We start from the raw sequence: 19,839 nt of genomic DNA, 5'->3' as shown, positions 1-19,839 counted from the left end.
AACCATTTTACAAAAAAGATGTATTCAAATGAAAAATAAACTTCGATTTATATTGCCTCGCCTGATTGTGCTTACGGCAATAGCTGGATTAGCAACCTTGATTATTGGGACGATCTTTAAACTCTTATTGTTTGGGACAGTTCTCTTCGGAATAGGAAGCTTCGCGGCAGCAAGAATGCGTAGGAGAGATAGACAAGCATTCAAAATGGATAGGACTCCGGTATATCCGAATGTTCACCGTCATTACAACACTGCGGTCGCTATCGTACCATTACAAGGACAAAAACGTGCTAGGAAAGCAACGATAGTTCCCGTTTATTAAGGTTAAAAAACTGCAAAGACGAAGCAATTCGTCATGTATTAGTTCAACGTATTATTCAATATTAAAAATTAAAGACATGTTTAAAAGAGATCATTATACCAGAGGATATTCAAATCATAACAAATTTTGCGGACAACATTTTAAAGACCGTTTTGAAAAATTTCAACAACATTTTTTTGAAGATGAAACCGCACACAGTGGTGGCGGACAGCAATCTGTTCCTGTAAATATTGTAGAGAATCAAGAATTCTATGAAGTACAGCTTTTTGCTGCTGGCCGTAAGAAGGAACAATTCCAAGTCAGTATAAATGACGGAATACTAAAAATTTCATGTACAGAGAATGCACAGGACAATGCCATAGATTATATTTATAAAGAGTACGATGGAATGGCATTTGAACGTGAATTCCAATTGAATGAACAAGTGCTTACAGATAATGTGCATGCGAGCTTCGAGGATGGGGTATTGACTGTCATTCTTCCAAAAGATCTTGAAAAAGTAATACGACCACAAGAAGTTGCTATTGATTAGTAAAAGCCAGTTTTTGATTTGGGCGCACATCAAAGTAAAGGTTGCTTATGTGCGTAAACTTAAATCAGCATAAGGGCTAATTTTGAAAAAGGACAGCATCGAATTTTGCTGTCCTTTTTTTATGGTTTACCTCCGGCCTCCACCCAAAGCAGCATATATATTTACTAAATGGAAAAAAACTAATACCAAATTATACCTAATAACAATTTTTAATCAGTTTTTAGACAGTAATTAGTCACTATTTATTCAGTCTACACTGAGTAATCACTGAGCAAGCACTGAACAAGCACTGAACAAGTACTGTTGAAAGGTATAATTTGATTACCATCATATCTTCGTTTGATTGACAGGTATAAAGGTTAGGGATTATGATTTTATGCAGATATTGATCAGCTTATGTCTATTAAGATGGAGACAATATTCCTAGTTGGTTTGTGCATCTGCTAAATTGGCTTCTGCCTGTGTAGGTGAGGCTTGCTGTTATTGTAGCTTGTATAGCGCTGTGTCAAGTTTATTTAGATGTTATGACAGCTATTCAGTTCTTTTAAGTTTTTTATGTAGTTGTTCTCTGCCAAATCGCCAAAAGAAGTAAAACAAGCCAATAACAACGATTATAGCCATAAAAGGCACAAATATGGCGAGTATAGTTAAGATCGTAGAACCGATGGTTTCCATTGTCGAAATCATAAAATTACCAAAACCGGCCGTTCCGATCGAAGAGGCAGCTCGGGTGCCTGCCAGGGCCGTGCTAATGGTTGCTGCAGTACCGCCACCGGCGATTATGGCCATAGCCCAGCGGAAAAAAGGAGAAATATCTGTAAACTGTATAGCGAAAAGTAAAGTACCGGCTATGGTTGCTAAGGGGATGGATAGGCTGTCCAATATGTTGTCTATAAAAGGGATGTAATACCCCGCTATTTCCAAAATCATGGCTATACTTGTTGCTGCTAAAACAAGCGGTGAACCCGCCCAGGCTAATTCATTGCCAACTTGGAACAATTCCAGCCGACAGCCAAGACTCAATAAAAATAAGGGCATGAAAATCCGGAAGCCAGTGGCTGCCGCCAAACTCACTCCTATAAAAGCACTCACCAAAAATGTAGAAAGTTCACTCATGGCCAATATTTTTTGATACAACCTAATTGTAGAATAATAAAAGAATGGCTTTTGTTTTAGCAATGCTAAAAATCCGCGTTTTCTGGAGTCTCGCTAAAAGATGATTTTCAAGTTTTTATATATCTGATAATGGTGTATATAGATTTTGATTATAGTGTATCAAATCATTCGATGTACAAGTGGTAGTGCATTTATGTAATTTTATGAAAGTGGAAGTCAAACAATTTGATCACTTAAGGTATTATATAAATAAACTTTCTTTTCATATGGACAACAACGAAAAAGACATTAGCAAATGCCCATTTCACAATGGTACTATGCGCAACGCCGTTGCGGGAGGGGGAACTCAGAATCAGGATTGGTGGCCAAATAGACTTCGTGTAGATCTGTTGAGACAACATGCGAGCAAGTCAAATCCGATGGACGAAGGCTTTGATTATGCAGAAGCATTTAAGCAGTTGGATTTAGAAGCTGTAAAAAAAGATTTGCATGCATTGATGACCGATTCACAGGATTGGTGGCCGGCAGATTTTGGTCATTATGGACCATTATTCATCCGGATGGCTTGGCATAGTGCCGGTACCTATCGGGTAAGCGATGGTCGAGGCGGAGCTGGGTCTGGTCAGCAACGTTTTGCACCCTTGAATAGCTGGCCTGATAATGTGAGCTTAGATAAAGCGCGTCGCCTGTTGTGGCCTATCAAACAAAAATATGGTAAAAATATCTCCTGGGCAGATTTATTGATCTTAACCGGTAACGTCGCTTTGGAGTCTATGGGCTTCAAAACTTTTGGTTATTCCGGTGGGCGTGTGGATGCTTTTGAACCAGAATTGGATGTATATTGGGGCTCTGAAACAACATGGTTAGGCGGTGATATTCGTTATGCACATGGTTCAGAAGGCGTAGTTGAAGCACATGGTGTTTTGTCTGCCGATGATAATGCAGATGGTAAGCAACACTCACGTAATCTTGAAAAACCGTTGGCAGCGGTACAGATGGGGTTAATTTATGTTAATCCAGAAGGACCGGATGGAAACCCTGATCCTATAGCGGCTGCAAAAGATATACGAGATACTTTTGGTCGGATGGCTATGGATGATGAGGAAACTGTCGCTTTGATTGCAGGTGGGCATACTTTTGGAAAAACTCACGGAGCTGGACCTGCCGACAATGTCGGAAAAGAGCCTGAAGCTGCCGGTATAGAACAACAAGGATTAGGTTGGAAAAGTACTTACGGCAGTGGAGTAGGTGCTGATGCAATTACTAGTGGACTGGAGGTCATTTGGACACAAAAACCAACGGAATGGACCAACCTCTTTTTTAAGAATCTGTTTGAGCATGAATGGGAATTGACAAAAAGCCCAGCAGGGGCACACCAATGGGTCGCCAAAGGCGCCGATTCGAATGTTCCAGATCCTTTTGATCCAAATAAAAAGCGCAGACCAACGATGCTGACGACAGATTTATCGTTGCGTTTTGATCCAATCTATGAAAAGATCTCGCGTAAATTTTACGAAGATCAAGATGCGTTTGCTGATGCATTTTCTCGTGCCTGGTTTAAGTTAACCCACCGTGATTTGGGGCCAAGAGAGCGTTATTTAGGTGCCGAAGTTCCTGCTGAGGAATTATTGTGGCAAGATCCTATACCGGCTGTCGATCATGTTTTGGTCGATGCGGATGACATTAGTACATTGAAATCCGCCCTATTGAAGGCGGGACTAAGCTCTGCCGAGCTCGTAACGACGGCTTGGGCGTCAGCTTCTACATTCCGTGGGTCGGATATGAGAGGTGGTGCAAATGGTGCTCGAATTCGTCTGGCTCCGCAGCGGTATTGGCAAGTTAATAATCCAGCACAATTGCAAAAAGTTCTTACTGCGCTGGAGCAGATTCAGCAGGATTTTAATGGAAAACAACAGGGCGGAAAGAAGATCTCATTGGCAGACTTAATTGTCTTGGGCGGTGTTGCCGCGATAGAGCAGGCAGCTCGTGCTGCTGGGCATGATATCAAAGTACCGTTCCGTCCTGGGCGTATGGATGCGACACAGGAACAGACTGATGTAGAATCAATGGGTTATCTTGAGCCGATTGCGGATGGATTCAGAAACTATCGCAAAGGGGCTTATACCGTGTCTACGGAATCGTTATTGATTGATAGGGCGCAGTTGCTGACCTTATCGGTTCCTGAATTGACTGTCCTTATTGGCGGGATGCGTGTTCTTCAAGCCAATTTTGATGGTTCTCAACTAGGCGTAATGACTAACCGACCTGGCCAACTGACCAATGACTTTTTTGTTAATCTATTGGATATGGGAACAGCTTGGAAAGCAATCTCTCCGGATCGGGAAGTTTTTGAAGGATCAGATCGTAAAACTGGTATTAAAAAATGGGAAGCAGGAAGAGCAGACCTTGTTTTTGGTTCAAATGCTGAACTAAGAGCCGTTGCCGAAATATATGGTAGTGCCGATGCAAACGAAAAATTTGTACAAGATTTTGTGAAGGCGTGGAATAAAGTGATGGAGCTGGATCGCTTCGATTTGCATCGCTAATGAATAAAAATTAAGCCGTTCAAGAAGCCAGTCTCCTATCGAGGCTGGCTTTTTATGATTTTGCTATTGGAGAAAATATTTTGTATTTAGCTGCGACAAAAAATACCCAATTTTTGCCTCTAATATCATTTTAATCTCACTTTAACCAAATTTTAATTTAATATATATAGAATTATGGAATTTTCTTTGGGTGTTTCCTATTTTGTGAAATAAAATTCAAGATTTGTGCTACTTTTTCTTCTTTGATCGGTAGTAACTTTGTATTGGTTTCAAAGGAATCTTTGATACTTTGTTACGTTAAAGCTATGTGGAAGCACTTTATTTTTCTGTTTGCAGCACTGTTATTATCATTTAAAATTTTAAATGCAAACAGTCTTGTACTGAAAAGTGATAGTTTTAAATCCTCGTATTTATCTTCAAAAAGTCCTTCAGAACACGCGGGAGATTCACGTATAACCCATTTTCCAAAAGATCATAGCCACTTTTGTTCACTCTACCCATCGCTTCAATCCATTGTTGCGGAAATGGACGTAGAAGTAGCACAAGATTGGTTAATGGATCGTTGGTTGGTTACTGTTGATTTGCTTTGGCATGAACTACTGCCATCCCCATTGCAGAAAGACTATCGGTATGAACATACCTTAGATCTTGAGCCTATACCCATAGCTCGATTTTTGCTGTTTGAGCAAATCAAAATTCCATGCTAAGGCGTAAGCTTTTCTTCACATCAGACAGGCAAAGAAATCTGCCATTTCTTTTCTAAATTTATTTATTTCTTAAAATATACCAATGCACGAGCTAAGTATAGTAAAGGATATTTTTGATACGTTGACCTCGCATTATGAGGCTAGGGTAGATGATATTCAAAAAATTCAAGTTACAGCAGGATTGTTATCCAACGTTCAGCCTGTATTGATCCAAAATGCATTTGATGCTTTTATTGCTGAAAATACGCAATACCAGGATATGGAAATGGAGGTCGTTGTAAACGATATCATTGCATACTGTGAACATTGTCAGAAAAATTTCCCTGTTCATTTTCATCGATTTGTCTGTGACTGCGGACAACCCTCCAGCACAATTGTTCAGGGAAATGAACTCTATATTTCAAAAGTAATTTTTAAACAAGACTAAAAAATCGTTTATCATGTCAGACAATACTCCAAATCCTAAAAGTTTAGGTAACCGTGTAGGTTCGGTTCAATGTGAAAATACAACACTACATTTATTAAAAGCAAATGATTTTGTCGCAAAAGCCATCCGCGATAGACTGAAAGATGTCTGTGTGATCAATGTATGCTCTTCTCCGGGGTCAGGTAAAACAACCTTGATGCAAGAGACGGGAAAACGTTTGTCGAAGGATTTGAATATTGCTGTTTTAGTGGGCGATCCAGAAACTGAACGCGATGCGGTACGTATGCGCGATGTGGGCATCAATGCCTTGCAGATTGTCACTGGAGGAATGTGTCATATTGAGGCACAAATGATCTTACAAGCCCTGGATCATATTGATATTGAAGGAATAGATCTGTTGTTTATTGAGAACGTCGGGAACTTATTGTGTCCATCAGCATTTGATTTGGGTGAAGATTACCGCGTAACCTTATTGGCGACAACAGAAGGGGATGATAAACCAAAAAAATACCCACGTATGTTTTTAACAAGCGAATTGATGTTGGTTTCCAAAGCGGATTTATTACCATATGTACCTTTCTCCGTGGATGCGGTAACGAAAGACGCGCGCGAGGTAAATCCCAATCTGGAAGTTATTACAATCAGTACATTAAATGGTGACGGCCTTGATACCTGGTGTGATTGGTTAAAAGAAAGAGTTCAGGCAAAAAAAGATCAATATAAAGCGCTTGAAGTAAAATAATGAACAACAGATAAAATGAATAGGATAATAATGATCCATGTTTTATTGTTATCCTGTTCAATGTTGACGCAATAGTGCTGTTTTTTGAGGAAATAAATAGCACTGAAAACAAAGCCAAATAGTGCTGTTAACGTGTGATGAAGATAAGTTTACAAAAATGAATAAGCTGCCTATACCAATAGATAAAATTGTCGCAAACAAGGCGTTTGCCCTTAGCGAGGTCGATCAAGTGCATCTTGAGTGGTATGAAGTTCATAAAAGACGCCTGACGCGCAATACAATAAACGGAAAAGCAATCCTTATGCAATTGGACCAGGGTGCGGAATGGCACCATGGTGATGGTTTATTTCATCAGGAAACGCTGCAAGCGATCCTGGTTGTCAAGCCTTCGTTGACGATAAGATTTAATCCAACGGATTTGGTTCAGCTTGCAGATTTCGGTTATTTCATCGGAAATAGACATCTGCCGATATTCAACGTAACAGATGCCGAATCGCTTCGTCTTCCTTACGATGGACGGCTTTATGAACAGGTTCTAGCAAAATATGGAACGTCGATTCAGTTGGAGGAAGCCTTGTTGTTATCCGAAGATTTGATTCGTTTGCAGGCTAAAAATAAGAAGAATCCAGATTTAAAGAGAATAGACGGGCATATCAGTTTGGGTGAACAAGTTCGAAAAGATAATTAAATGAAAGTGAATCGAATTATAGTTGTATTGCTTTTGGTATGCTCTGGTATATTGAGTGCCTGCCAAAATCGGCAATCCGGCACGCTCAACAGTCAAGTGAAAGCAGTCGATAGCAGAGGAAAGGAAGTTGTGTTGGCGCATGTGGCAAAGCGTGTAGTTGTACTATTCCCTTCGCTTGTTGATGAAGTGTATATGTTGGGCGCTGAAAATAGCCTTGTAGGTATTCCTGAACAGGTTTATCAGCTCCAAGATACCTATAGCTTTTTATCCAAATTGGATCAAAGAATTGCAAAAAAAGAACTGGCAACGCCTACCTTCGCAGGCCAGGCAAATAATGTAGAAAGCATAGTGGGCTTGAACCCTGATCTTGTTTTGACGTTCAATACTGATCAGGATAATATTTCTCAATTAGAAGATCTTGGAATTCCCGTGTTTACTTTTTCTTCGCAGGATGAAAAAAGTATTTTTAATGAACTGATAGGGATGGGAGCCTTACTCGGAAAGAAAGCGAGAGCTGAAGAAATTGTTCAATTTGTTTCGGCGGAGATCAAAAAAATGACTGCTCCCAAGGATCAAATACAGAAGAAGGTTTATTATGCCTGGTCTAAAGGTAGAGTACTTTCGACATCCGGTCGTGGTAGTTTGATTGATATGGCGATCCGGCTTTCGGGTGCAGCTAATGCCTGCCCGTTAGAAATGGAAGCCCCAAATGTCGGTGCAGAAACGATTTATAAATGGAATCCGGACCTCATTATTCTTTGGAATTCTAAACTGGCAGACGTATATAATCTGAAGGAACTCGCGGCATTACCTGCAGTGAAAAATAAACAGGTATTTGTGATGTCACCGTCGTTCCCATACGATCCACATACCGTCAAATTTATGCTTTTTGCCAAACAAATTAGACATTGGTGTTTTTCGGATTATACGAAACAGCAGCTTGATCAGGATATGACCATAGCTTTTGAAAAACTATACGGTAAAGCAGGACTACTTCAATGATACATCAATTAAAAAAGCTGTTTCTGCTAGTTGTTTTACCGTTGTTGGTTTTATTGCTTTCCTTACTTGTAGGATCAAGTCAGAACATTGGTTTTGTCGAGCTCTGCCAACGCATCGGATTGAAAGTGGGGATTTATATCGGAGACCATAATACGGTATTAAAAGATAACATGGATACGATATTGTGGCAGGTACGTTTACCACGGATTCTGTTGACCTTTATGGTCGGAGCAGCATTAGCTTCTTCCGGCGGAATTTTACAGGCCATTTTTAGGAATCCAATCGTTGATCCCTTTACATTGGGTATTTCTTCGGGATCTGCTTTTGGGGCCGCATTGGCCATGTTGTTCCCTCTATTGTCCGTCAATCTATCGGCATTTCTGTTTGGTGTATGTGCGGTAGGTTTGACCTATTTTGTTTCAAATGCCGGCTTGAAAACCTCGATTATTGGGATGGTGTTGGCTGGAATGGTTATTTCCGGTGTATTTACAGCAATGTTAACCCTGTTACAATACATTAGTGATCCCTATAAATTACAAGCTATTGTGCAATGGACAATGGGGAACCTACATACAGCATCATGGTCGAAAGTACAGCAAGCGTTCCTGCCGATCACAATAGGATTGGGGATCCTGATCCTTTTGCGCTGGAAGCTGAATCTTCTCGCCCTTGGAGATCAAGAAGCAATTGCTGTTGGCGTTAACCCGAAAATATTGAAATTGGTCTTCATTGCTGTGGCAACACTAATTACGGCATCAGCTGTAGCAGCTGTCGGGGTGATTAGTCTGTTCGGATTAATTGTACCGCATATCAGCCGCATGATCTTTGGACCCAATAACAATATTATTGTGTGGGCAAATATCAGTATTGGAGGTACTTTCCTATTACTTATCGATGATTTTTCTAGGGCTGTTATGCCATTTGAAATTCCGATCGGTGTTTTTACAATGATTATTGGCGCTCCCTTGTTTATTTATCTGATGCGCCGTAACGAAATCAACTGGAATTCATGAATAATTCGATTCATATCAAAAAACTTTCTTTTGCCTATGGTAAGGATGTCATTTTAAATGATGTAAACATGTCATTTCCGGAAGGAAAGCTTTCTGTTATTCTTGGTCGAAATGGAAGTGGTAAATCGACTCTGTTTAATATTATTGCCGGGCTGGAAAAAAAATATAATGGATCAGTTCTTATTGGTGAAACAGAACGTCGCGATTGGAAGGTTGGTCGGGCCAATTCATTGAAATTGGGTTTTCTGAATCAGTTCCATCAGACCACATTTCCTTTTAGCGTTGTTGATGTTATTCTGACGGGACGAGCCTCATTTTCTCGTTTTTCACCAAATAAGGAAGATTTCGAGGCAGTTGAACAGATCTTGGATAGATTTAACCTCACACATTTAAAGGACAAACCCTATACCTCTTTATCTGGAGGAGAGCGACAATTGGTATTACTTTGTCGCGTGTTGGTACAACAGCCTGATTTATTATTGCTTGATGAACCCACCAATCATTTGGATCTGAAGTATCAGATTGCGGTTCTGCAGACAGCCAAGGAGCTGGTCAAAGAGGGGACAACCGTGTTATGTGTGATGCACGACCCCAACATGGCGTATCTTTTTGGTGATCAGTTTTATCTGATGAAGGACAATAGGCTCGTGGATCTGCACGGTCTGGAGCGGGAGCAAGTACGGGAATTATTGGAACAGACCTATCAACTTCCTTTGATCAGTTTGGAAAATCAAAAGAAATGGATGTTTGTTCCGATGCTGGGTGCGGATAGGGCATTTGACACCATTGCGGGTTCAGCGCATAACGCCGAAGCCAAAATTGAAATGAATACGCCATGACGAGGCTGTCTAAATAGGTGCCTTTATGAAAAATCATGGTTTGTACCTGAGATGCTCAGTTTACTGTGCAAATATTTTAAAAATAGCTATAACGATATGAATACCATCAAAGACAGCGGCAATATATTGGTTAATAATCAACTGATGAGCAAGCGATGTTTTCCCACACAACCCCATTTGAAAAATATCAGCATATCTCGTGTTGAAAAGGAAGATATTGATGTCGTATTACCTTATGTCATTGAATTTAGAAAACAGTTGTTCCCGATGTTGGATGCACATAAGCTTCCCAAAGATCTACGGGCATTTTCAGCCGTGTATCTTGAGGCTGAGGCTGGTGCGTTCTTGCAGGCAAAAGATCAGCAGGGTAAACTGATTGGCGTCGTTGGTATGCTGGCTTATGATTACCGTTTCCCGCACTTGGATATTGATAGAAGGAAAACGGTGGAAGTTGCTCGACTTTTTGTTGACCCGAGTTACCGTAGGTCAGGTTTGGGAACGGCCTTATTCAAGGGTTTGGTCGCTGTAGCTAAGGAGAAAAGTATTGAAAGGCTTTATTTACATACCCACCCATTCCTGACTGGAGCCTATGAGTTTTGGGGAAAACAGGGATTTCAATTGAAAGACTTTTGTAATGAATCGAATTTTCCAACGATACACATGGAATTATTCGTTGATCGTATTGCTTAACCCTAAAAGTGGATAAGCCAAAAAATATATAATTTATTCGAATGAACAACGTAATGAAAGCGCTAGCTTTCGCTTTATTGACAAGTGCTTCCGTACCGGGAGCGGTGTATGCACAACAAGGTGTGGCACTATTTGGTAAGATCCAGGATGAAAACGGTAATCCAATCTCAGGGGTCACATTAACCCTGGCAGATCGACAACAACAGACAAGTTCTAATGCTCAGGGCGAATTTAGTTTTACCGGAATAACTTCTTTTCCTGTACAGCTACGTGCAGCTGCAATTGGGTATAAGCCTGTATTGCTGGATTTGAACGCGGCCAACTGGAATGCAAAAAAAGGAGTTCGATTGCTTATGGTAGCCGGTGATAATACATTGGATGAAGTATTGGTTACGGGTAGACGTAACAATTCATATCTGACAAATAATATGGAGCTGGGGGGTAAATTTGCAGGAAAATTAAAGGATCTACCGCAATCTGTCGCTGTACTCAGTAAGGAATTTATCGAAGATAAACAGGCCTTTACTACTGGAGCGCTGGTACAGGACCTGGCTGGTGTGACAGAAGCATCTTCCTATGATGATGTTGTTATCCGTGGTTTCAAAAGCGGTTACGAAACGGGTGTTCGACTTGTCAATGGTTTACGCTCGGGGTATGGTTATGGTAACAGTTATTATAATTCACCACTAACGATCAATCTTGAAAATATCGAGGTTTTGAAAGGGCCTGGGGCATCTTTGTTTGGGGATATTGTGCCGGGTGGTACAATTAATATGACGACAAAGAAGCCTTTGGAAGATTTTAAGGGGCATGTGAATTTTGCCGGCGGTAGTTTTGAAACGATGCGAACTACTGTAGATCTCGGTGGACCATTGGATAGTGCCAAGCGTATTTTATATCGTTTTAACGCGGGTTATGAAGATACGAAGACTTTTCGTGACGTAAATCGTCAGAAACGAATGATGATTGCTCCTTCCTTTACCTTCAAACCAGCTGAAGGCACGGTGGTTGATATTGACATGGTCTATAATCAGTTCAACGGTTATCTTGATCGGGGAATGGGTATTAAGGAAAATAACTTTTATGCTTTGCCCAGGTCATTTACGTTGAGCCAGCCTTCCGATTTTTATAATTCCAAGACTTTTTCATTAAGCGCTCGTTTGTCTCAGCGTCTGGCAGAACATGTTAGTTTGAATCTGAGTTACATGAAATCCATCTATCAGGAGGATGTCAATGAACACCGGACAATGAATACATTTGCTGATGCACCACATAATACCATTATGAATATGCGCTTTTTTGATCGCCATGGGCGTGATTATACCGATAATGTTGTCGGTTACGTCAAGTGGGATCTTTTGGGCGATAGAGTTGATCATCATTTGGTTGCTGGGATTGATTTTGCCCAATATCGGGGCGACAAAGAAAACCAATTGCGGGAGGCTAGGCAGCAAACTATAGATGGTAAAGTTGTTCCTTTGACTTTTGATTTGAACAATCCCACTTATACGACTCATGATCTGACGAATTATGTATGGCGTACGGGAGTCGCTTATCCTTTTTTGAGCCCTTATAAAACAACGGGTAAATATATTCAGGATCAAATCAGCATTGACGACCGACTTAAACTTATTGTAGGTCTACGTCATGAACACTATTCTTCTGAGACACTTGATGGACAAAATCGGTTTCATGCGACACAAAATGCCTTATTACCTCGTTTTGGTGTAACCTATGGAATTAATAAGCAGATTAACTATTTTGCAAGTTATTCACAGGGGTTTGTGCCTGTAGGCGCCAATTTTATTCAAAACTATAAAGATTATGGTGCCGATAAACCCTTTGATGCCGAGCGGAGTTTCCAGGTGGAAACAGGGGTGAAGACGGGTTTCTTTAAGGAACAATTGCAGGTTGATCTATCCTTATTCCGAATTGAACGACGGAATATGCTCATTGCCACAGGGGCTATCAATGATTCAGGGCTGCCGGAATATAGACAATCCGGCAAAGCGCTATCGCAGGGTGTTGAACTCGATGTGCGTGGGCAGTTGACACGGGAGTTCCAGGTTATGGCCAATTATACCTATAATGATACGGAGGTGAAATCATCCTCGGTTCCTTCTGAAATAGGACAGTCCCTGCCGGGAGCACCCAAAAATATGGCGAGTGCCTGGTTAAAATATGTGTTTTCAAATAGTACCTTAAAAGGCTTAGGTTTTGGTGCTGGTGTTTACTATGTAGACCGTAAGCGGATGGACAATAGTATCGGAAAGGATAGCGATGGAAATGCACTCTGGGGACAATGGCCATCTTATACAACTGTTAATGCAGCGGCCTATTACCACATTGGTGCTATGAAAATGGCCGTAAACCTGAACAATGTATTCGATAAATATTACTTTTTAGGTGGTTTTGACTACACGAGAGCCTTTGCTGGTGCACCGAGAAATATCATGGTATCAGTTGGTTACTCTTTTTAAATTCGAAAGATTGATCTAAAATCTCCAAAGCGGGCTTTTTCAACAAATTTGGACTATTTAATTCAAGATTTGTGCTAGTCAAGTAGCCCGCTTTGGTTGTAAATTTGAACAACAAATAATAGAATTGTGAACACAAGAATGAGGTATAGTTTAGTCTTTTTAGTTTTCCTTTTGAGCACCCTGCTCATGAAAGGAATAGCTATACCGACGCATTCTACTGTCCAAAGTTTACCCGTCTTCCGGATAAGCCTGGCGGCTTTCCATACTCATGTAGAACAAGGTTCAGGAAATTCCGAGCGGGAAAATTTGGTCGCTGCGGTTAAAGATCATGATGTCTATGATATCACCGAACAGATGGACCTCAAAGATGAATGGAGCAAGCTGCTCTATTGGGGAGTGCTTTCAATTTGTCTTTTTGTATTCTGCTATCCTGTACGTCTCAAAATTCAGAATAACAGAAGGCCTTATATGGATCGATTGATCCTTCCGCCAAAATATATTCTTTTCCAAAGTTTAAAGATCCCGTTTCTGGGGTAAAAATTTCCATTTCTTACAACGGTTGAGAAAAGACAGACCTTACGCTGCGTAGGGGTGTAATCTGTCCTATTCATCACGATTTTGAACGATTTTTTTAAGTCGTATGGCCTTGTCGTGACCTGTACTCACCGTGACTTGTTTTAATTCGAATAACAACAATTTAAATAATATTTATATGCATTTATTACCTAGAGAGACAGAGAAGCTATTGCTTCATCTTGCCGGCGAACTAGCGAAAAAACGTAAAGCTAGAGGACTTAAATTAAACTATCCGGAGTCTATTGCATTGATCAGTAGTGAACTTTTGGAAGCTGCTCGTGACGGACGTACTGTTGCGGATTTAATGCAGTATGGTGCAACGTTGTTGACACGTGAAGATGTCATGGAAGGTGTCCCTGAAATGATTCATGATGTACAGATTGAAGCTACATTTCCAGATGGTACAAAACTGGTTACTGTTCATAACCCGATTCGCTAATTGTTAAAAATATAATCTATGATCCCAGGAGAATTTTTTATTGCAGATGGCTATGTTATCTGCAATGAAGGTAGAGAAATTACAACGATCACTGTGACAAATACAGGTGATAGACCAATTCAGGTAGGTTCACATTTTCATTTCTTTGAGGTGAACAAAATGATGGAGTTTGATCGTGAAAAAGCATTTGGCAAACGGTTGAATATTATCGCCAGTACAGCAATTCGTTTTGAACCAGGTGAATCAAAAGACGTCGAATTGGTCCCTTATGCAGGTGCAAGAAGGATCTATGGCCACAATGATTTGGCAAATGGAGATACCGAAACCGAAGTTGCGAAAGCAAATGCAATGAAAAAAGTAAAAGAACAAGGCTTTAAAAACAAAGTATCATGAGTTTAAAAGTTAGCAAATTAAATTATAGCGCCATCTTTGGCCCTACAAGTGGAGATAAAATCCGTTTAGGAGATACAGATATCATTATTGAAGTCGAAAAAGACTATGCTTACTACGGCGATGAAGCCAAATTTGGCGGTGGTAAGACTGTCCGTGACGGGATGTGCCAATCTTCAGTTCATACACGTGATGAAGGTACATTGGATATGGTGATCACTGATGCTATCGTCATTGACCACTGGGGTATCGTGAAAGGTGATATTGGTATTAAGGATGGTAAAATTGTTGGTGTTGGTCGTGCTGGAAATCCGGATACAATGGACAATATTACACCAAATATGATTATCGGTGCTTCTACTGAGGTACATGGTGGATCGGGATATATCTTAACTCCAGGTGGTATTGATACCCATATTCACTATATCAGCCCAACACAAGTTGAAACGGCCTTGTATAGTGGTGTTACAACAATGATTGGTGGTGGTACAGGTCCAGCGGATGGAACAAATGCAACTACAGTAACACCGGGTAAATGGAATTTACGCCGCATGTTGCAAGCTGTTGAAGACCTTCCAATGAACTTCGGTTTCTTTGGTAAAGGAAACGTAGGTACGGAACAACCTATTGTGGAGCAAATTGAAGCAGGCGCGCTAGGCGTTAAAATCCACGAAGATTGGGGTGCTACACCAGCAACAATCGACAGAGCTTTGACTGTTGCAGATCAATACGATGTGCAAGTTGCAATCCATACAGATACCTTGAATGAAGCGGGTTTCCTAGAAGATACGATCCAAGCTATCAATGGACGTGTCATCCATACATTCCATACAGAGGGTGCTGGTGGTGGTCACGCTCCAGATATCATCAAATCGGCGATGTATCCAAATGTTTTGCCAGCATCGACAAATCCAACACGTCCATTCACAAAAAATACGATTGACGAGCACTTGGATATGCTGATGGTTTGTCACCACTTGAGTAAAGAAATTCCGGAAGACGTCGCTTTTGCTGACTCTCGTATCCGTCCAGAAACGATTGCTGCTGAGGATGTACTGCAAGATCGTGGTGTATTCAGTATCATGAGCTCGGATTCGCAGGCAATGGGACGTGTAGGTGAAGTCATCACACGGACTTGGCAGACTGCAGACAAGATGAAGAAACAAGTAGGTCCATTACCTGAAGACGAAGGCAAGGACAACGATAATTTCCGTGCACGCCGTTATGTAGCGAAATACACGATCAATCCAGCAATTGCTCATGGTATTTCCAAATATGTTGGTTCAATCGAGCCCGGTAAAATTGCCGATATGGTGATCTGGCGTCCTGCTTTATTTGGCGCAAAACCAGAAATGATTATTAAGGGCGGGATGATTATCGCTTCAAAAATGGGTGATGCGAATGCTTCTATTCCTACGCCACAGCCAATTATTTTAAGAACAATGTTCGGTGGTTTAGGTAAAGCTGTTCACCAAACTTGTTTTGACTTTGTCTCTAAAATTTCATTGGAAAAAGGAATTAAAGAAGAGTATAAATTGGAAAGAACCTTACTTGCTGTAGAAAATTGTCGGAATATCTCCAAAAAAGATATGATCCACAATGACGCTACACCTGAAATTATCGTCAATCCAGAGAATTATGAGGTAAGTCTTGACGGTGAGATCTTGCGATCAAAACCGGTTGATACAGTTTCGTTGGGACAACGATACTTCTTGTTTTAACCCTATACTACTTTTTTATGGCGTGATCCGATATCACGCCATAAACTATGAAAAACAATATGTTGATGAAATCATCATGGGCTTATCAAAAGCGCATAAAGAGAGGGAATAACGACTGCTCATGATGCTTCATTACTGCTAAAATACGATTTACGCTAATGAAAAATTTGAAGACATTTTTAGGCTGTTGTATAGCAATAGCATGCTTTACGATACAATCGGCCTATGCGCAAAAGGGGGGTATCATGGTTTATGGGTCACTGAATTACCACGAAACAACAGCGGGGCATCAATTTAGTGCCGCTCCGGTGGGTGCTGCCTATTTTTTCACCGACAACATGAATGCGGGGCTAAACTATGGATTCAATTCTGCTAAGGATAAAGCACTGGATTTTACAGATCATTCGCATGAAATAGGACCTTTCTATAGTAATACTTGGCCTCTGAGTGAGCATTTCATGTTAATTGGCCAGGTTGATGTGCATTATTTGTGGGGCGATCAACATGTCGCTACCGGAGGTACAATGGTCGATGGTAAATACAATGGCTATCTATTCAGAGTGTACCCGCTTGTGGGTATCGCCTTGGGAAAAGGTTGGGCATTAAAAGCTAAAGTGGCAGAATTGTCTTATAAAAAGAGAAATAGTAAAGATGCTGCTATTCCCAATGATCACGAAGTCATTACGGGAATCAATGGATCTACAGTAGGTTTAGGCTTATCTAAAAATCTATTTATTAAAAATTAAAAAATGATAATCACGGAAATCACAAGGAATATTCAGGGGGAGCAGATCAATAAGCGTCTTGATTCGCTCGCTATTGAATGGTATGAGTCGACCAAACGTATTCAACGTTTACGTACAGCGGAGGGAATGGATATAGCCGTCAAATTGTTGGGTAATACCTCCAGTTTGCAGGATGGCGATATCTTGTACGAAGATGAAGAGAAAATGGTTGTGGTAACGATCAAACCTTGTGAAGTCATCCGTGTCATAGCAATTGATTTCCTTCGAACCGCTTTTGTAAGCAGTGAAATTGGAAACAAACATTTGCCTCTATTTGTGGAGGCAAATGAATTGCTTATGCCTTATGAAAGGTCCATGTACGAGTGGTTAGCGAAACAGGGGTTTGACCCGCAACGTTGCGAGCGCCAACTTTTACGTCAGCTCAACGCAAATGTCGACCCAAAACATCATCAGAAGATGAAGTTTTCGACGAAGAATATACCGCTCTTAATCAGCGATAAAGCCTTCATGAATTCGCAAGGGCCAGCAGCTATGAAATGAGATTGAAGATCCTTTCTGTCCAATAACCGAGCGTAGCGAGCGCATTGATGCCTTAATGGAGAAAATAGGGATCAAAGGAAAAACTTGGTCAGCTTGAATGCCCAATGATAGCGAAGATTACGCAAGGGGCTGATTGGTCCTTGAAGATATATACTTACAATAAAAAATAATGTCAATGAAAAATACATTTCTAGGCAAGTTACTTCATCTAGCAGATCCTACATTGCCAATTGGTGGGTTTACCCATTCCAATGGACTGGAGACCTATGTGCAACAAGGCTTGGTCTGTGATAAGGCTACGGCGGACAATTATGTGCGTCATAACCTCTGGTATAATCTGAAGTACAATGATGCTGCTTTGATGAAATTGGCCTATGAAGCAACTTCTTCGCAGGACATGGATGCATTGATCGCCCTAGATCAAGAATGTACAGCATTAAAAAGTCCAAGAGAAATTCGCGATGCCAGTAAAAAACTGGGCGTCCGTATTTATAAAATATTCAGTCGGTATCAACAGCAGGATTTTATGTTGTCCTGGGGTGAATTAATCCAAAAGAAGGAAGTAGATAGTCATTACTGTTTGATGTATGGCATGTTGGCGTCACTTTTAGCAATTCCTTTGGAAGAAGCGTTGCACGGCTTTTATTATAATGCCGCTATTACAATGGTGACCAATGCTGTTAAACTGGTGCCATTAGGGCAGTTGGATGGCCAAGATATACTTTTTGGTTTACATGATGATATACTTGATCTCTGCAAAGAGACCTTAACAGTTGAACGGAATTTAGTGGGCTTATGCAACATTGGATTTGACATCCGTTGCATGCAACACGAACGATTATATTCTAGAGTTTATATTTCTTAAAAAACAATTACAATGGAAAATAGAAAATATGTTAAAATAGGAGTTGGTGGACCAGTAGGGTCTGGTAAAACAGCATTATTGGAAAGATTGAGCAGACGTTTGATGAATGAAATTGATCTTGCAGTAATTACAAATGATATCTATACGAAGGAAGATGCGGAGTACATGGCCAAAAATAGTTTGCTGCCCCGTGAACGAATTATCGGTGTAGAAACCGGTGGTTGCCCGCATACGGCCATACGGGAGGATGCGAGTATGAATCTAGAAGCTGTAGATGAACTAGCAAGCCGCTTCCCGGATTTAGAGTTGATTTTGATTGAAAGTGGTGGTGATAACCTAACTTCTACCTATAGCCCGGATCTGGCCGATATTACCATTTTCGTAATTGATGTTGCCGAAGGTGAAAAAATGCCTCGTAAAGGTGGTCCAGCAATTACAAGATCTGATCTTTTATTGATCAATAAGAAAGATTTGGCACCCTATGTAGGCGCAAGCTTAGAAGTAATGGAGCATGATGCACGTAAAATGCGTAAAGGTTCTCCATTCTTATTTTCAAATCTAAAAACCGGAGATGGTTTGGAAGAGATTGTAGGCTGGATTAAAAAATACGCACTCCTTCAAGATGTTGAGGAACCTAATTTACTACGTTAGTTATGATCTGTTCTTTAGATATTAAAATAGCACATCGCGAAGGAAAATCCTTTTTAAAAGATGCATATGCGACACAACCGTTTCGTATCGTTCCAGTTGGACAATATCAAAAAGACAATGCAGCGTATCTGATGATTATGAGTTCATCGCCTGGTTTGTTGGATGGAGATGACCATCGTATTCAAGTTGATATTGCTCCGGGCGCTAAGCTGCAGTTACAAACGCAAGCTTACCAGCGTTTGTTTCATATGAAAGGCCATTCGTCCCAAACTATGGAAGTGAATATCGGTGAAAATGCTGTTTTTTCTTATGTGCCCCATCCTGTAGTACCACAACATTCGTCTCATTTTTTGAGCCATAACATTGTACATCTTGCTTCTAATTGTCACTTATTGCTTAGTGAAATCGTGACTTGTGGTCGGAAAATGTCCGGAGAAGAGTTTATGTACAATCACTTTCAAAATCTGACAGAATGTTATGTCAATGGTAGGCTTGTAGTGAAAGATAATGTATTGCTGCAGCCAGATCGTATGCCTATACAAGGCTTGGGTATTTTGGAAGGCTATACGCATCAGGGAACTTTGATCTACCTTAATAGTGCCGGCTTGAATCCAAGTGACTGGATCGAGACTTTCCATGAACAATATGGGGAAACCAAAGACGTTGCGTTTGGTATTAGTGAATTGCAGCACGACGGTTTTATGGTTCGCGTTTTAGGTTACGGTGCCGAACAGCTTTATCTTCTTTTTAAAGAAATGCAAAGCGCATTATGGGACAACATATTTTTGAATAACAACTAATTATATT

21 protein-coding genes and 1 pseudogene are annotated in these 19,839 nt (G+C 40.6%); 21 read left to right on the top strand and 1 reads right to left on the bottom strand.

Annotated elements, in window-relative coordinates:
* Positions 1 to 28 precede the first annotated feature (28 nt).
* Positions 29 to 322 carry a hypothetical protein gene (locus CBM24_RS18535; protein ID WP_075993452.1) on the top strand — a complete coding sequence of 98 codons (294 nt, stop codon included), beginning with the start codon at positions 29 to 31 and terminating at the stop codon, positions 320 to 322.
* A 76-nt stretch (positions 323 to 398) separates the two neighbouring features.
* The gene (locus CBM24_RS18530) at positions 399 to 854 is read left to right on the top strand and encodes an Hsp20/alpha crystallin family protein (protein ID WP_088162263.1); all 456 of its coding nucleotides are present in this window, start codon (positions 399 to 401) and stop codon (positions 852 to 854) included.
* 531 nt (positions 855 to 1,385) lie between these two features.
* On the opposite strand, the gene CBM24_RS18525 is transcribed toward CBM24_RS18530, so the two are convergent.
* Positions 1,386 to 1,970, bottom strand: coding sequence for a DUF4126 domain-containing protein (locus tag CBM24_RS18525; protein WP_088162262.1), 585 nt, complete (start codon positions 1,968 to 1,970; stop codon positions 1,386 to 1,388).
* Positions 1,971 to 2,236: 266 nt separating this feature from the next.
* Between CBM24_RS18525 and katG the strand changes: the two genes are divergently transcribed.
* From katG to CBM24_RS18430, 19 genes and pseudogenes are all read left to right on the top strand, one after another.
* The gene (katG, locus tag CBM24_RS18520) at positions 2,237 to 4,516 is read left to right on the top strand and encodes a catalase/peroxidase HPI (protein ID WP_088163641.1); all 2,280 of its coding nucleotides are present in this window, start codon (positions 2,237 to 2,239) and stop codon (positions 4,514 to 4,516) included.
* A gap of 305 nt (positions 4,517 to 4,821) precedes the next feature.
* Positions 4,822 to 5,223: a hypothetical protein gene (locus CBM24_RS18515; RefSeq protein WP_088162261.1), complete on the top strand. Its 402-nt coding sequence runs from the start codon at positions 4,822 to 4,824 to the stop codon at positions 5,221 to 5,223.
* An 82-nt stretch (positions 5,224 to 5,305) separates the two neighbouring features.
* The gene (locus CBM24_RS18510) at positions 5,306 to 5,650 is read left to right on the top strand and encodes a hydrogenase maturation nickel metallochaperone HypA (RefSeq protein WP_088162260.1); all 345 of its coding nucleotides are present in this window, start codon (positions 5,306 to 5,308) and stop codon (positions 5,648 to 5,650) included.
* A 13-nt stretch (positions 5,651 to 5,663) separates the two neighbouring features.
* Positions 5,664 to 6,392: a hydrogenase nickel incorporation protein HypB gene (hypB, locus tag CBM24_RS18505; protein WP_075993447.1), complete on the top strand. Its 729-nt coding sequence runs from the start codon at positions 5,664 to 5,666 to the stop codon at positions 6,390 to 6,392.
* Between the two features lie 157 nt (positions 6,393 to 6,549).
* Positions 6,550 to 7,080 carry an urease accessory protein UreE gene (locus tag CBM24_RS18500; RefSeq protein ID WP_088162259.1) on the top strand — a complete coding sequence of 177 codons (531 nt, stop codon included), beginning with the start codon at positions 6,550 to 6,552 and terminating at the stop codon, positions 7,078 to 7,080.
* The gene (locus tag CBM24_RS18495; RefSeq protein WP_088162258.1) at positions 7,081 to 8,082 is read left to right on the top strand and encodes an ABC transporter substrate-binding protein; all 1,002 of its coding nucleotides are present in this window, start codon (positions 7,081 to 7,083) and stop codon (positions 8,080 to 8,082) included.
* A complete protein-coding gene (locus CBM24_RS18490) occupies positions 8,079 to 9,095 on the top strand; it encodes a FecCD family ABC transporter permease (protein ID WP_088162257.1) in 1,017 nt (338 codons plus the stop codon). Before CBM24_RS18495 ends, CBM24_RS18490 begins: the two co-directional genes overlap by 4 nt.
* The gene (locus CBM24_RS18485; RefSeq protein WP_088162256.1) at positions 9,092 to 9,934 is read left to right on the top strand and encodes an ABC transporter ATP-binding protein; all 843 of its coding nucleotides are present in this window, start codon (positions 9,092 to 9,094) and stop codon (positions 9,932 to 9,934) included. Before CBM24_RS18490 ends, CBM24_RS18485 begins: the two co-directional genes overlap by 4 nt.
* A gap of 96 nt (positions 9,935 to 10,030) precedes the next feature.
* The gene (locus tag CBM24_RS18480; protein ID WP_232475565.1) at positions 10,031 to 10,624 is read left to right on the top strand and encodes a GNAT family N-acetyltransferase; all 594 of its coding nucleotides are present in this window, start codon (positions 10,031 to 10,033) and stop codon (positions 10,622 to 10,624) included.
* A gap of 41 nt (positions 10,625 to 10,665) precedes the next feature.
* Positions 10,666 to 13,104: a TonB-dependent receptor gene (locus tag CBM24_RS18475; RefSeq protein ID WP_198385937.1), complete on the top strand. Its 2,439-nt coding sequence runs from the start codon at positions 10,666 to 10,668 to the stop codon at positions 13,102 to 13,104.
* A 186-nt stretch (positions 13,105 to 13,290) separates the two neighbouring features.
* On the top strand, positions 13,291 to 13,641 hold the full coding sequence (locus tag CBM24_RS18470; RefSeq protein WP_075993441.1) for a hypothetical protein: 351 nt from the start codon (positions 13,291 to 13,293) through the stop codon (positions 13,639 to 13,641).
* A gap of 175 nt (positions 13,642 to 13,816) precedes the next feature.
* Positions 13,817 to 14,119: an urease subunit gamma gene (ureA, locus tag CBM24_RS27775; protein ID WP_075993440.1), complete on the top strand. Its 303-nt coding sequence runs from the start codon at positions 13,817 to 13,819 to the stop codon at positions 14,117 to 14,119.
* Positions 14,120 to 14,137: 18 nt separating this feature from the next.
* Positions 14,138 to 14,443: pseudogene (gene ureB / locus CBM24_RS27770) on the top strand (urease subunit beta); the annotation flags it as partial.
* 65 nt (positions 14,444 to 14,508) lie between these two features.
* Complete coding sequence (gene ureC / locus CBM24_RS18455; protein WP_070567879.1) at positions 14,509 to 16,230, top strand: urease subunit alpha; 1,722 nt, start codon at positions 14,509 to 14,511, stop codon at positions 16,228 to 16,230.
* 158 nt (positions 16,231 to 16,388) lie between these two features.
* Positions 16,389 to 16,976, top strand: a complete 588-nt coding sequence (locus CBM24_RS18450) for a hypothetical protein (RefSeq protein ID WP_088162253.1) — start codon at positions 16,389 to 16,391, stop codon at positions 16,974 to 16,976.
* Positions 16,977 to 16,979: 3 nt separating this feature from the next.
* Positions 16,980 to 17,516 (top strand): urease accessory protein UreE, encoded by a 537-nt coding sequence (locus CBM24_RS18445; protein WP_088162252.1) that lies wholly within the window; start codon positions 16,980 to 16,982, stop codon positions 17,514 to 17,516.
* Positions 17,517 to 17,691: 175 nt separating this feature from the next.
* A complete protein-coding gene (locus tag CBM24_RS18440) occupies positions 17,692 to 18,381 on the top strand; it encodes an urease accessory protein UreF (RefSeq protein WP_075994884.1) in 690 nt (229 codons plus the stop codon).
* A 12-nt stretch (positions 18,382 to 18,393) separates the two neighbouring features.
* Positions 18,394 to 19,032 carry an urease accessory protein UreG gene (ureG, locus tag CBM24_RS18435; RefSeq protein WP_075993436.1) on the top strand — a complete coding sequence of 213 codons (639 nt, stop codon included), beginning with the start codon at positions 18,394 to 18,396 and terminating at the stop codon, positions 19,030 to 19,032.
* A gap of 2 nt (positions 19,033 to 19,034) precedes the next feature.
* Positions 19,035 to 19,832, top strand: a complete 798-nt coding sequence (locus CBM24_RS18430) for an urease accessory protein UreD (RefSeq protein ID WP_075993435.1) — start codon at positions 19,035 to 19,037, stop codon at positions 19,830 to 19,832.
* The last annotated feature ends 7 nt before the right edge of the window (positions 19,833 to 19,839 follow it).

The organism is Sphingobacterium sp. G1-14 (assembly GCF_002196555.1).
GTDB classification, from domain to species: Bacteria; Bacteroidota; Bacteroidia; order Sphingobacteriales; family Sphingobacteriaceae; genus Sphingobacterium; species Sphingobacterium siyangense.
The sequence above is the reverse complement of the archived record's forward strand: the minus strand, read 5'-3'. Positions and strand labels throughout refer to the sequence as shown.